At 47.8% G+C, this 14488-nt stretch carries 7 protein-coding genes; 6 read left to right on the top strand and 1 reads right to left on the bottom strand.

Annotated elements, in window-relative coordinates:
- Positions 1 to 71 precede the first annotated feature (71 nt).
- The 4 genes from B5Z18_RS32480 (at position 72) to B5Z18_RS10860 (ending at position 5237) form a co-directional block, all read left to right on the top strand.
- Positions 72 to 563: a DinB family protein gene (locus tag B5Z18_RS32480; protein ID WP_159454267.1), complete on the top strand. Its 492-nt coding sequence runs from the start codon at positions 72 to 74 to the stop codon at positions 561 to 563.
- 48 nt (positions 564 to 611) lie between these two features.
- Positions 612 to 1307, top strand: coding sequence for an NUDIX hydrolase (locus B5Z18_RS10870; protein ID WP_079469368.1), 696 nt, complete (start codon positions 612 to 614; stop codon positions 1305 to 1307).
- A gap of 73 nt (positions 1308 to 1380) precedes the next feature.
- Positions 1381 to 3303: a sensor histidine kinase gene (locus B5Z18_RS10865; RefSeq protein ID WP_079469367.1), complete on the top strand. Its 1923-nt coding sequence runs from the start codon at positions 1381 to 1383 to the stop codon at positions 3301 to 3303.
- Positions 3300 to 5237 (top strand): sensor histidine kinase, encoded by a 1938-nt coding sequence (locus B5Z18_RS10860; protein ID WP_079469366.1) that lies wholly within the window; start codon positions 3300 to 3302, stop codon positions 5235 to 5237. The genes B5Z18_RS10865 and B5Z18_RS10860 overlap by 4 nt, the downstream gene beginning before the upstream one ends.
- A gap of 50 nt (positions 5238 to 5287) precedes the next feature.
- On the opposite strand, the gene B5Z18_RS10855 is transcribed toward B5Z18_RS10860, so the two are convergent.
- Positions 5288 to 6298: a beta-ketoacyl-ACP synthase III gene (locus tag B5Z18_RS10855; protein ID WP_079469365.1), complete on the bottom strand. Its 1011-nt coding sequence runs from the start codon at positions 6296 to 6298 to the stop codon at positions 5288 to 5290.
- Positions 6299 to 6488: 190 nt separating this feature from the next.
- Between B5Z18_RS10855 and ruvA the strand changes: the two genes are divergently transcribed.
- Both ruvA and sov read left to right on the top strand, forming a co-directional pair.
- On the top strand, positions 6489 to 7076 hold the full coding sequence (gene ruvA, locus B5Z18_RS10850) for a Holliday junction branch migration protein RuvA (RefSeq protein WP_079469364.1): 588 nt from the start codon (positions 6489 to 6491) through the stop codon (positions 7074 to 7076).
- Between the two features lie 35 nt (positions 7077 to 7111).
- Complete coding sequence (sov, locus tag B5Z18_RS10845) at positions 7112 to 14383, top strand: T9SS outer membrane translocon Sov/SprA (RefSeq protein ID WP_079469363.1); 7272 nt, start codon at positions 7112 to 7114, stop codon at positions 14381 to 14383.
- The last annotated feature ends 105 nt before the right edge of the window (positions 14384 to 14488 follow it).

Here is a 14488-nt window from a genome sequence, read left to right as displayed (position 1 = left end):
ATGTTAAAATGGCAAACAATATTGTAATTTGTAGGTTGTTTGGGGTGGAAATGGCATTAATCTCTTCTTACATGAAAAATATGCTTGCGCATTATACAGCTTACAATTACTGGGCTAACCAGCAGCTGGCAAAGGGGTTACTAAAATTAACGGATGAACAGCTGGACCGGGAGCTGGGAGGAGGATTTTCCACGTTGCGCGCTACCGTTTATCACCTGTGGCATACGGAAAGTTTGTGGTACCAGCGTTTACAGCTCACGGAAAAAACAACCGATCCTACGGCGGGTTTCAGCGGCAGCTTTGCGGCAGCCTGTGCAGCCTGGCTTACACAGTCGGAACAACTGGAGGAATGGGTGCAAAAGGCCAGCCAGGTGAGGCTGAACCACACGGTTGCCTACACCCTCAAAAAGAGTGAACACTATAAAATAGCGGTACAGGATGTGATCATGCAGGTGTGTAACAGTAGTACCTTTTACCGTGGACAACTGGTATATATGTTAGAGATGTTGGGCGTGAGTAAGATACCGGTCACGGAATACAGTCGTTTTAAGCCCAAAAAATAGGTTGGTTTTATTATTTTTGATAGATTTTCCGCCTTTTAAAATTCCTATATGAATGCTGCTTCTTTTTATGCAAAGGCCCCGAAACACCTGGTGGCAGTAGATTGTATCATCTTCGGTTTTGATGAAGGCCGCCTGAAATTATTGATCATGCAACGGAAAGTTGCCCCTATGGCCGGCGAATGGTCGCTGGTGGGCGGTTTTGTGCAGGAAGATGAAAGTACCGATGAAGCGGCCGCCCGCGTGCTGGAGCATACCACGGGGCTGGACGATATTTACATGAACCAGCTGCATTGCTATGGTAATGTGGGCCGTGATACCGGCGCCAGGGTAATATCTGTTGCCTATTATGCCCTGATCCGTATTAAAAACCACGATAAGCCGCTGGCCCGCGAACACGGTGCACACTGGCTGGAACTGCACGAAATACCGGAACTGATCTTCGATCATGGTAAAATGATTGAAGACGCATTGGCTGCACTCCGCAACAATGCACAGTTTCACCCCATCGGCTTTGAACTGCTGCCGGAGAAATTCACCCTTTCACAACTCCGGAGCCTCTACGAAGAGATTTACCAGAAAACCCTCGACAAACGTAATTTCCGCAAAAAGATCCTGTCGCTCGATGTGATGGAAAAACTGGAGGAAAAAGACAAAACCTCTTCCAAGAAAGGCGCTCACCTGTATCGCTTCGATCCTGAGAAATACGAAGCCCTGAAACGCAAAGGATTGGTATTTGAAATCTAGTGATAAAATGAACAAAATGGATGAAAGCAGGCACTGTAAATAAAATTATTTTACAGGCTGTTGATTCCCATTTATGTCATGTTTACACCGTATGGGCCTTTGCGCCCTGCTTTTTATTTCGCAGGCATTATGCGCCCAGCATAATGATATTATAGCAATTAAGAATGCGTTACCACGGTTAACGGACAGTGCTGCCTATGCAGATGCGTTGAACAGGTTATCATCACTGTATCTGCCGCGACAGCTGGACAGCAGCGGCGTATACGCCAGGCGCGCCAGTGAGCTGTCGGAGCGTATTCATTACAGCAAAGGACAACGTGACGCATTGCGGGGCATGGGCCGGTATTATGCCCTCAGGCCACACCGGTATCTTTCCTTTCTTTTTTATGACAACGCATTGGCCGCCTGCCGCGCCGCCGGCGATTCTGCAGGTGTTGCGGTATCGCTGATGAATATTGGCACCTTTTACCAGTACCAGCAAAAGCATACGGAAGCGCAGAACTATATCAACAGGGCGCTGAAAGTAGCCTGGGATGCGGGACTCGACTCCCTGCGGGCCTGGGTGCTGGTGAGCTATTACATCATTAATGAATCGGACTCTGCTGCGTTGCCCATTGCACAAAAAGGACTGCAACAGGCCCTCAACCTCACTGACAGGTATCACGACGAACCAGGCATTTTATACACCAGGTTATTTGCCGCACATGAACAGATGAGGGCGGGTGAAATAAAGAAGGCAGAAGAAACCCTGAAAGGTATAATGGCCGCGGCCGACAGCACCGGGCTTAACTACATTGCCATGTACGCCTGTATGCAGCTGACAGGCTATTGCATCTGGCAAAGAAAAGCAGATTCGTTGCAGTACCAGCGTAAATCGGTGAACTATGCAGTAGCTGGTGGATACACCGGGTTAATGCTGCCCGCGATTACCGGGTTATATAACACGTACCTGCAATCGGGCGATGCCTCCAAAGCCTCCGGATACAGCCGTCTCGCACTCGGTGTGATGCAGCAGCAACAGGAAGACATGCAGGCCGGCGAAGCAGATTATCTCTCCTATGCCTTTGGCGATGAATGGCTGGATTCCCTTCAGCAGCAACATCACTCACAACAGGAACAACTGGCCTTTAATAAAGCCACAAATCATTTCTGGTATTATCAGCTGCTGATCATAGCGGCCATTGCTATCCTGCTCATTATCCTGCTTATTTACTTTGTGCGCGCCCACCGCCTTTCCCGGAAAAATGCCGCCAGCATGGCCACTTTGCAGGAGGAGATCCGCGTTGGTAACAAAGCCCTCCAGGATAACGACGACTTCAAAAATAAACTGATTTCAATGATTGCGCATGATTTCAGAACGCCCCTGTATAACATCGTTAATATCACCGGGTTTATTGATGAAAAGGCGCTCACCGTTACAGATGCGGCCAGCATGATTGTGGAAGTAGAACATACCGCCTCCGATACCCTGGTTATTTTTGAAGAAATATTGCGATGGATCCGTACCCAGCTGTCGGGCTTCGTATATCATCCTAAAATATTCCTGCTGGAAGAAATGATCAGCGCCACAGCCGGCAACCTGCAGCATTTGCTTGCAGGGAAAGACATTCGCTTATCCATAGACATCCCGGCAGGAACTACTGTGCTGGCAGATTATGAAATGCTGCAGTTCATCCACCGGAATTTCTTACATAACGCAGTTAAGTTTTCACCGGACTATGGCGTAATAACTATAACGGCTACACGTAAAAATAACTGGCTTACAGTTTCTTTTACAGATGAAGGTTCCGGCATAGACGCTGCCGTGCTGCCACATCTCTTTAACTGGAGCAGCAGCACCAGCGAACAGGATCGCGCAGGGAAAGGCGCGGGACTGGCACTCATCATCTGCAAAGACTTTATAGATAAAATGAACGGAAACATAAAGGCGGAAAACAATTACGAGGAAGGCAGTACCTTTTATTACCAGCTGCCGGAATCATCGGAAAAAGCATGATACGCCGCATCAGCTATTCATATTACCAACGCATTTTATCCGCCACGTTGCTGGCGCTCGCCTTGTTATGCGCGGCACCCCGTATTGCTGCCCAAAGCCCGCAGCTGCCGGAACTGCTGCATGAGTTAGCCGCTCCCCATGATAGTATCGCCTATATCAACACCCTGGGGAAACTCGGCGCACTGTATATGATGATTAACCTCGACAGCAGTTTTACCTATGCTATCAGGGAATATGAAATAGCGGAAAGATGGCAGTATAAAAAAGGCATGGCAGACGCCTTTGATGTAATGAGTTTCTGCTACGCCCTGAGAACAGATTTTAACGTAGCCGGCATCTATGGCTACAAAGCGCTGCAGCTGCACAAAGCGGTATCAGACAGCGGCCGCATTGCTAAAACGCTGAGTAACCTCTATCTCTACTATCGCAATATGGGACGCCCGGCAGACGCCAATAACTATTTCTATGAAGCCTTTCATATGGCTGCCAGGCTCCCGGCATCGCAGGATTCAATCTACACTATCCTGCTGGTAAATTATGCCATGCGTTTTTATAAAGATAGCACCCGTAAGGACTCCGTACAATGGGCGTTGCGAACAGCTGCACATATCAGTGAAAAGTATCCGCACAGCCGGTTGCCGCTGTACATTGATGCCTACGCAGCAGATACGCTGGTAATACAGGGCCGTGGAAAAGAGGCAGAGGCGAGGATCAACCAACTGGCAGCGGCTGCATTGAACAGGGGGCTGCCGTATGTAGCGATGGACATTTATAACCGGCTGGAAGATTATAGCCGGCTGGGGTATCATACAGATTCCACCCGGTACCGGGAGCTCTCTTACCAGCTGGCTAAAAAGGCCGGGTGTATTGAGCTGAACCTGCCCGTACTGGCAGGATTATACGACTACTACCAACAGCATAACCAGGTTGCGAAAACTGATTATTACAGCCGGGAAATAATGCGGCTGGCCGCGCAACACCGTTATCAGCAGGGGAAGGACCCTATTAATTATATCGCTTTCTTTTTAAAGGAACAGTCCCTGCAACGGTTATCCCGCAGCAACCAGCAGCAACAACTGGAACTGGAACAGGTACAGCTCCGGAGAAAACACAGCCAGTTTATAATAGCCGGGCTGTTTATTATTGTGATCCTGCTGTTCATCCTGCTGTACAGCCGGTACCGGCAATACATTACCTGGCAGGAACAGGAACAGGCTATTTCAGACAGTTACACCCATGTGTCGCTTAAAAATGTAGCCCTGCGGGCAAATGATGAGTTTAAGAACAAGCTGATTACCCTTATTGCCAATGATTTCCGCGCGCCGCTGCATCATATTTCAGAGGTGGCATTGAAGTTGCGGAATCAGGCCGCCAGCCAGGCTACTATGGCTGCTTTGATCCGGGAAATTGCATTGGTATCCGGTAACACGCTCTGTGTGTTTGATAATATTTTAAAGTGGATCCGCATGCAGTTGCCTGGATTTACCTACCAGGGAACGCGCTGCCTGCTGGATGATATATTCCTGCAGGTTTTAAAGCAAACGGCGCCTGATGTGAAGGAGAAGGCGTTGGTGGTGGTGAACCTGTTGCCGGAAGGATGTGTGGTAATGGCCGATCCGGAAATGCTCCGGGTAGCCCAGTTGCACCTGATGCGCCTCTCCATACAGTATGCCCGGCCGGGCAGCCTGCTGATCCTGTCGGCCTGGAACAACGAAAGGGCGGTATACGCCCGCATCATTGCGGATGCCGGCCCGGCTACTGAGGACATTTTACGGCACCTGTCCAGCTGGCAGCACGATATGCACGCCCTTAGCTATGCTATTACCCGTGATTTTATGGATAAGATGAAAGGCGCCGTACAGGCAACTACCAGTGAAGGGAGATACCTGGTGTTTACCGTAGTGCTGGAGGGGGCTGAAAACACAAACGGATAACAGCTGCGAATGATCCGCTGCTGTTATCCGTTGTAATATCGGGAGTATGTTTATTTACCGTATTTATCCCCGTCGTACGCCCATTTGATGTAGTTGGCGCCCCAGGTGAACCCGCCGCCAAAGGCAGCCATCATTATGTTGTCGCCTTTTTTAAGGTACTTTTCGTAGTCCCACAGGCATAAAGGAATAGTACCCGCGGTGGTGTTGCCATAGCGGTGAATATTCATCATTACTTTTTCGTCCGGTACGTTAATGTATTGGGAAGTGGCCGCAATGATACGTTTGTTCGCCTGGTGGGGTACCAGCCATGCAATATCGTCTGCGCTGAGGTTATTACGTTCCATTACATCCTTCGCTGCTTCCGTCATATTGGAAACGGCATATTTAAACACCATTTTACCTTCCTGGTATACGTAGTGTTCGCGGTTGTTTACGGTTTCAATGGTGGCAGGTTTTACGGAGCCACCGGCTTTCATGTGAAGGTATTCACGGCCATGACCATCACTTTTCAGGATGCTGTCTATTAACCCGAAGCCTTCTGTATTAGGTTCCAGCAATACGCCACCGGCGCCATCTCCAAAGATGATACAGGTGGTTCTGTCGGTATAATCAATGATAGAACTCATTTTGTCGGCCCCGATGATCATTACTTTGGCGTAACGGCCACTTTCAATGAACCGGGCGCCGGTTTCCAGGGCGTATAAAAAGCCGGAGCAGGCGGCGCTGATATCAAAGCCAAAAGCGTTTTTAGCGCCGATTTTGTCGGTTACCACGTTGGCGGTAGCCGGGAAAGTCATGTCCGGGGTTACGGTGGCTACAATCAACAGATCAATTTCTTCCGGAGAAATTCCTCTCTTTTTGCAGATTTCCAGTGCTACAGGAACACACAAATCAGAAGTCCCTTTCCCTTCTCCCTTCAATATCCTTCTCTCCGAAATGCCCGTCCGGGTTAATATCCAGTCGTTCGTTGTATCTACTAATTTTTCTAATTCCTGGTTGGTTAGCACGTAATCGGGAACATACCCACCCACCGCTGTAATAGCGGCCGTTATTTTATTCATATAAACTAAATATGTGTTTAAAACGAGGCGTAAAAATACGATATAAACGTATATTTCCTAAAAAAGTCGCATATGACAAATATTAGGGATTGTCAATCCGTTAAAAGTTAGCATCTTTGCCCCGGTTTTCCCGAATACATTATTAATCAATTTCCAAAAGTTTAATTAATTTACTGAACCTTTACCTCGTATGATTGCTTATCTGAATGGTAAATTAGCATATAAGTCGCCTGCTCTTGTTCATATGGATGTGAATGGAATCGGTTATGAAGTACAGATCAGCCTCAATACATATTCCCGGATACAGAATATGGAAAGTTGCAAACTGTTAACCTTCCTCCAGATTAAGGAAGACGCACACACTTTATATGGTTTTTTTGAAGAAGCAGAAAGAAGCCTTTTTCTCCTGCTGATCAGTGTTTCAGGGGTAGGCGCGAGTACCGCGCGCATGATGTTGTCTTCTTTACAACCAGAAGATGTACAACGGGCGATCATGATGGAAAATGAAAAAATGCTCGAAAGCGTGAAGGGAATCGGTGCGAAAACAGCCAAAAGAATAATTCTGGAACTAAAAGACAAGTTGACGAAGCATAAGGATACCGGCATACATTTATCTGCCAGTGTGAACAATACAATCCATGAAGATGCGTTAAATGCTCTGATAACTCTGGGAATAGCCCGGAATATGGCAGAATCGTCTATCCAGAAAGTCATGAAAAATGAGCCGCTATTGCAAAATTTGGAAGAACTGATAAAGAAGGCTCTGAAAACGTTATAAGAAGTAAATAAAATCCTCTATAAAACCTATTTTTCTTGGCAAGAAAGACATACTATGGTGCTTTTGTGGTGATAGCAATTGTATCCTTTATCATTGTTGACACTGCCGCTAGGGATCGTTCTGGGAATCTGAAATTATCGAGAAGTAGATGGAAACCGGATACCACCATTACTCCTCAAACCAAAATCGATACTACCGGGAAAAAAGATACCTTGAAATACCCCCTTCAAGACAGACGTGGCCCCAAAATAACGGATCAGGGGTCAGGGAATGCTATTGATCTCAAGGACCCTTCCAATATCAACAAATCTGTAGAATACGATCCGGTTACCAAACAATACACCGTTACCGAAAAAATCGGTAACCAGTATTATCGTAACCCTACCTACATGAACTTTGATGAGTTCTACAAACTGCAATCCAAACAAAGTGAACAGGACTACTGGCAGAAAAGAGCCAGCGCACTCGGTAACCTGAACCAGCGCGCCAATGGCCCCGTTCTGTATAATGGCAACAACCTGTTCGACCGTATCTTCGGCGGCAGCAAGGTGGATATCCGCCCCCAGGGTAGCCTGGACCTCACTTTCGGATACCAGGGCCAGAATATCAAAAACCCTGTGCTGGTAGAACAGGCCAGGAAAAACGGTGGGTTCAATTTTGATATGGGTATCAACATGAACGTAGTAGGTAAGATCGGGGATAAACTGAAACTCATTACTAACTATAATACCCAGTCGCAGTTCGATTTTGAGAACCAGGTAAAACTGGAGTACACCGGCTACAACGATGAGATTATCAAGAAAATTGAAGCCGGTAACGTAAGCTTTCCCCTGCGCAGTACCCTCATATCCGGTATCCAGTCGCTCTTCGGGGTGAAAACCCAGCTGCAGTTCGGCCGCTTAACCGTTACCAGTGTACTCTCCAACCAGAAGTCGCAGAAACAAAACCTCATGCTCAAAGGCGGCACCCAGGTACAGGACTATAACCTGAGGGCCGACGAATATGAAGATAACCGCCACTTCCTGCTGGCGCAGTACTTCCGCAATAATTTCAACAGCGCCATGTCCAACCTGCCGGTGATCAAGTCACTGGTAAATATCACCAGGCTGGAAGTATGGGTAACCAATAAAACCGGCGCCACCACTCAAACCCGCGATATCGTTGGTTTGATGGACCTGGCAGAACAGGACCCTTATAATAAGGACGATATCACGGTACTTACCAGCTCCAAGCTGCCGGACAGAGGAACCAACGACCTCTATTCAAAACTGATCAGCGATCCGGCCAGCCGTAACACCGGAACAGTGGTGAGCCGCCTGCTCAATATCGGCCTGCAGCCGGTATCAGAATTTGAAAAAACATTTGCCCGTAAACTCGATTCCACCGAATACATCTATAACAGACAACTGGGCTTCATCTCCCTTAACCAACAGTTACAACCGGATGAAGTACTGGCCGTAGCTTATCAGTATACCTATAACGGAAGGGTATACCAGGTGGGTGAGTTTTCACAGGATGTTCCCCCGGATCAGAACAACAGTGCCAACCAGCCCGTTCTGTTCCTCAAATTGCTCAAAGCGACTTCGGCCCGCCCTACCCTCCCGGTATGGGACCTGATGATGAAAAATATTTACGCCACCGGCGCCTTCCAGGTAAATAAGGAAGACTTCCGCATGGATGTATACTATAAAGATCCCGGTGCGGAAGGCCGCCCTCCCAGCGATAAACGGTATATCCCCGATGCAAAAGGCGACTATGCCGGCGCACCGATCATTACTATTCTTAACCTCGACCGTCTCAACAACCAGCTGGATCCACAGCCGGATGGCGTGTTCGATTACGTGGAAGGCTATACGATCAATTCCCTGACGGGTAAAATCATGTTCCCGGTACTGGAACCATTTGCCGACGGACTGAAAAAAGCCTTTAATGGCGACGTCACCCTGGAAAAGCAATATCTCTACAACGTATTATATGACTCCATCAAAGTAGTGGCCCAACAGTTCCCGCAGCTGAACCGGTATGTGATCAGAGGTTCCTATAAATCGGCCAGCAGTTCGGAAATCAACCTCGGCTCCGGTACCACCATCCCCCCGGGGTCAGTGGTAGTAACCGCCGGTGGTCAGCAGCTCCGCGAAAATGTGGATTATATCATCGATTATAATCTCGGCCGTCTGAAAATCATCAACGGAGGCGTACTCAACTCCGGCGTACCTATCAATGTGCAGTTTGAAAATAATTCCCTGTTCGGGCAACAGGTCCGGAACTATTTTGGTACCCGCCTGGATTATCTTGTAAATGATAAGCTAAGTATTGGTGGTACAGTGGTGCGCATGAGCGAAAGACCCTATTACCAAAAGGTGAACTATGGGGAAGATCCCATTAAAAACACGATGGTAGGTTTGGATGCAAACTATGCCTCCGAATGGAAAGGGCTTAACCGCTTCCTCGATAAACTGCCCAACTACAACAGCACTTCTCCTTCCAGTATCCTGTTCACCGGTGAGGTAGCCCGCTTGTTCCCGGGCCACAGTAAACTGGTAAATGAACCCGGCAGCAAAAAAGGTACTGCCTATATCGACGACTTCGAAGGCGTGAAAAGCGGTTATGATCTGAAGTTCCCTGCTACCAGCTGGGCGCTCGCCTCTACGCCAAAAGGCGCTACAGATGCCAACGGCAAGGTGATGTTCCCGGAAGCAGAATTGAATAATATACTGGATTACGGAAAAAACAGGGCAAAACTGTCCTGGTATATCATTGAACCTACCCTCCAGTTACCAAAATCTCCCAACCTGCCGGCGGGTATTTCTGTAGATGATCAGTCGGACCCACGGGTAAGGCTGGTATACCAGAAAGAAGTATTCAAAAACAGGTCTACTGATTTCGGACAAAGCCAGTTAAGCACACTCGATCTGGCCTACTATCCTACGGAAAGAGGTCCTTATAACTTTACCAATACCCCCATCGCGATGGACAATAATGGTCGCCTGGCACGGCCACAGGGTAAATGGGGTGGTATCATGAGGGCCATTGACAACAGTGATTTCGAAACAGCCAATATAGAATACATCGAATTCTGGATCCAGGATCCTTTTATCAAACAGCCTAACAGCACCGGCGGTTCCCTGTATTTTAACCTCGGTAACGTATCGGAAGATATTCTCAAAGACTCTAAGAAATTCTTTGAAAACGGAATGCCCGATCCCCGCCAGGATCCGAATAAGATCGATTCTTCCAAATGGGGCCGTGTACCTAAGTTCCAGCAGCAGATCACCCAGGCTTTTGATAACGATCCCAATATCCGCAACTACCAGGATGTGGGTTACGATGGTTTGAAATCGCAGGACGAAGGCGCCTTCTTTAAAGGATACATGGATACGTTGCGACAGAATTTTGGCGGCAGCCCGGTATATAACCGCGCCGTACAGGATCCGGCCAACGATGATTACAAGCATTACCGCGATCCGGTATATAATGGTCTTCCTATCCTGCAGCGGTATAAAAACTACAGCAACCCGGAAGGCAACTCCCCGGTGTCTGATCCTAAATCACAGTTCTCATCTGCCGCTACCAATATTCCTGAATCAGAAGATCTGAACAGGGATAATACCATGAATGAAACAGAGGAATACTTCCAGTATAGGGTAGACCTGAAGCCGAATATGGCAGTAGGCTCCAACTTTATTGTGGATAAGATAGAGGCAGATGTAACATTACCCAATAACCAGAAAACAACGGAAACCTGGTACCAGTTTAAAGTACCGCTGAACCAGTACAACGCGAAAGTAGGCAGCATACCGGATTTTAAATCTATCCGTTTCATGCGTATGTTCCTTACCAACTTCAACGATTCTGTTGTGGTACGTTTTGGTAAACTGGAGCTGGTGCGCAACCAATGGCGCCGTTATCTCTACGAACTGCGTCCCGGTGATCCTATTCCGCTGGATAATACTACTACCTTTAATTCTTCTGCAGTAAATATTGAAGAAAACTCTTCCCGCACACCTATACCATATGTGTTACCACCGGGAGTAATAAGACAAAACACGATCAGCACTAATAACACCACCCTCCAGTTGAATGAACAATCATTGTCCGTTCAGCTGTGTAACCTGCAGGATGGTGAAATACGCGCCATGTACAAAACGCTGAATATGGATCTGCGCCAGTACAAAAGGCTGCAGATGTTTATCCATGCGGAAGCAGTAGGTGCTGCCACTGCGTTGAAAGACGGACAGATACAAGCCGTTATCCGTATTGGTAGCGATTTTGTAAGCAACTATTATGAATACCGTATTCCACTGAAAGTAACGGATTGGAACGGACCTAAAACAGCGCTCGACATCTGGCCGGAACGTAATAATCTTGACCTGCTGATGTCGCAGCTCAGCACCCTGAAGCAGCAACGCAACATGTGTGATTCCTGTTCGCCGCTGCTGCCTTACCCGGCCAACCCCGTAGCCGATCAGTATGGAAACTTCATGACGGTAATCGGTAACCCAAGCCTGGGAGATGCCCGTACCATGATGATCGGTATCCAGAACCCGAAAGATGATGGTTTGCCCCGCTGCGCGGAAGTATGGCTGGATGAACTGCGTCTCACCGATTTTGATGAAAAAGGCGGATACGCTGCACTGGCAAGGGTAGATGTACAGCTCTCTGATCTGGGATCAATTTCTGTTTCCGGTAACATGCACACCGCCGGCTTTGGAAATATTGACCAGCGTGTAAATGAACGGTTCAGGGATAACTTCCTGCAATACGACGCCGCCGCCAACCTCGATCTGGGTAAGCTGCTGCCAAAGAAAGCCGGTATCTCTATTCCTGTGTATGCCGGCTACTCACAGTCGGCCAGCAACCCGGAATATGATCCGTACGACCTGGATATAAAACTGAAAGATAAAATTGCCCTGGCCAGAAGCAGGCGGGAGAAAGATTCCATCCGCCGTGATGCACAGGACTTTACTTCTATCAAAAGTCTTAACTTCACCAACGTCCGGAAACTCAATCTGGGCGGTGGCGGAAAACGACACCTCTGGGATGTGGAAAACTTTGATATCAGTTATTCCTTCTCCCAGATCCAGCGGCATAACCCCATCATCGAAAATGATGTGCTCACCAAACACAGGGGTGGGCTGGGATATAACTACGCCGGGCAGCCACATTACCTGGAGCCGTTTAAGAAACTGATTAAGAGTAAAACACACTGGCTCGACCTGATACGTGATTTCAATATTAACTATGTACCTTCTATCCTGAGCTTCAGGGCAGATATTTCCAGGCAGTTTGGCGTTACCCGCGTACGTAATGTAGGTGGCGACGTGCAATATAAACTCCCGGAAACCTATAATAAATACTTTACGTTCGACCGGTACTACACTGTTAAATGGGATCTTACCCGTAGTATCAACTTTGAATTCAACGCGGTAAATAACGCACGCATCGATGAACCCAACGGACGTATCAACAGCTCAGCGAAGAAAGATACCGTGCGCAGTAACTTCTTCAAAGGCGGACGTAATACCAACTACATGCACAACGCCAACTTCACGTACACATTGCCTACGTCGAAGTTCCCCGCACTCAGCTGGACCAACATCGCCTTTGGTTACAGCACGGAATACCGGTGGACAGGCGCTTCCCAGCTGGCATTGTACCTCGGTAACGCGATTGAAAACTCCCAGCAGAAAACACTGACGGCAGAATTCAAATTCACCGAACTCTATAACAAGTCGAAATTCCTGCGGGAGGTAAATGCCAGGAAACCACAGAATAACAACAACCAGAATAATAACAATAACAACAAAAACAACGGCAACCAACAGTCCAACCAGAACCAGACAGCTTCTTCTGATGAAATTTCACCGTGGGTGAAAGGACTGCTGAAACCATTGATGATGTTGAAACGGATCGGGTTTAACTACAACGAAAACGCCGGTACCCGTTTGCCTGGTTATATCGACAGTACCAAAATTATTGGTATGAACTGGGCCACCATGGCGCCGGGCCTGAACTTCGTGTTTGGTTACCAGCCCGACCGGAAATGGCTCGACAAATTTGCGGAGAAAGGACTCATTACGCCGGATACCATGTTTAATATCCAGGCGCAACAACAGTTTACACAAAGGTGGGACTTACAGGCCCAGCTGGAACCGATCAACGATCTGCGTATTGATCTGACCATGACGAAGTCGTTTACCAAAACACATACGGAACTGTTCAAAAATCTCACAGATCCAACAAACTTCCAGCACCTGAGTCCATACGATGCCGGCGGTTTTGAAATTACTTACATCGCTATCAAAACAATGTTTGGTAAAATCAATACTTCGGATGGTATTTCACAAACCTTCCGCAATTTTGAATCGTACCGTAATGCTATTTCAAAACGACTGGGCGCCGCCAATCCATACAATAAAGATCCGGGCGTACCTGCCACCGATCCTAAAGATCCTGCGTACGCATACGGTTATACACGGTATGCGCAGGACGTGCTGATACCGGCCTTCCTGGCGGCATACACCGGCGCGGATCCGGATAAGGTGTCATTGCTGAAACAAGGCAACGATAATGTGAAGAGCAATCCTTTCAGCAATTATATTCCAAAACCAAACTGGAGCCTCACCTACAACGGTTTAACCAAGCTGGAACCATTCCGTTCCTTCCTTACGAATTTTACCATCAGGCACGCTTACACCGGTACGCTGAGCATGAACTCCTATAATACTTCCATGTATTTTGAAGATCCGCGGCTCACCGGGTTTCCGGCGTTCAGGGATACCATATCGGGAAATTATTATCCTTATTTCCTGGTGCCTAACCTCACGCTTACAGAGTCGTTCTCCCCGTTACTGGGTGTGGACCTGACTTTTGTGAACAGCCTGAATGCAAGGGTGGAATTCAGAAAGAGCCGCTCCCTCAGTTTGAGCCTCATCGATTACCAGCTCACGGAAGTGCGCTCCAGCGAAATTATCATCGGGGCCGGTTACAGGGTGAGAGGTGTTCAAATGCCGTTCTCCTTTAGCAGAAACGGCGGCAAAAAACTGCAAAACGATATGAACTTCCGGCTGGATCTGAGCTTCCGGGATGATAAAACGGCCAATAACCGCCTGGACGCCGATCTGTCTATTCCTACCAGCGGCCAGAAAGTAGTGGGAATTTCCCCTTCTATTGATTACGTGGTGAATAACCGCCTGAACTTACGCTTCTTCTACGACCGGCGACAAACCATACCGGTTATTTCCACCGCTTACCCGATAACCAGCACCAGCGGCGGTATTACCTTCCGGTTTGTATTATCGCAGTAGGCAATAAAAATATATAACGGATTTATAGTTAGATGGACAACGGCATAAACTGTCCCGTTTATCTAACTATAAATCCGTTTTTTCTTAACAGGGGAATGGTAATTA

The organism is Chitinophaga ginsengisegetis, from assembly GCF_900168065.1.
Taxonomy (GTDB): domain Bacteria; phylum Bacteroidota; class Bacteroidia; order Chitinophagales; family Chitinophagaceae; genus Chitinophaga; species Chitinophaga ginsengisegetis.
The sequence above is the reverse complement of the archived record's forward strand: the minus strand, read 5'-3'. Positions and strand labels throughout refer to the sequence as shown.

Excerpts from the sequence above, each read along its gene's own strand:
- B5Z18_RS10855 (WP_079469365.1), bottom strand. The coding sequence starts at position 6,298 with ATGAATAAAATAACGGCCGCTATTACAGCGGTGGGTGGGTATGTTCCC.
- B5Z18_RS10860 (WP_079469366.1), top strand. The coding sequence starts at position 3,300 with ATGATACGCCGCATCAGCTATTCATATTACCAACGCATTTTATCCGCC.
- B5Z18_RS10870 (WP_079469368.1), top strand. The coding sequence starts at position 612 with ATGAATGCTGCTTCTTTTTATGCAAAGGCCCCGAAACACCTGGTGGCA.
- B5Z18_RS10865 (WP_079469367.1), top strand. The coding sequence starts at position 1,381 with ATGTCATGTTTACACCGTATGGGCCTTTGCGCCCTGCTTTTTATTTCG.
- ruvA (WP_079469364.1), top strand. The coding sequence starts at position 6,489 with ATGATTGCTTATCTGAATGGTAAATTAGCATATAAGTCGCCTGCTCTT.
- B5Z18_RS32480 (WP_159454267.1), top strand. The coding sequence starts at position 72 with ATGAAAAATATGCTTGCGCATTATACAGCTTACAATTACTGGGCTAAC.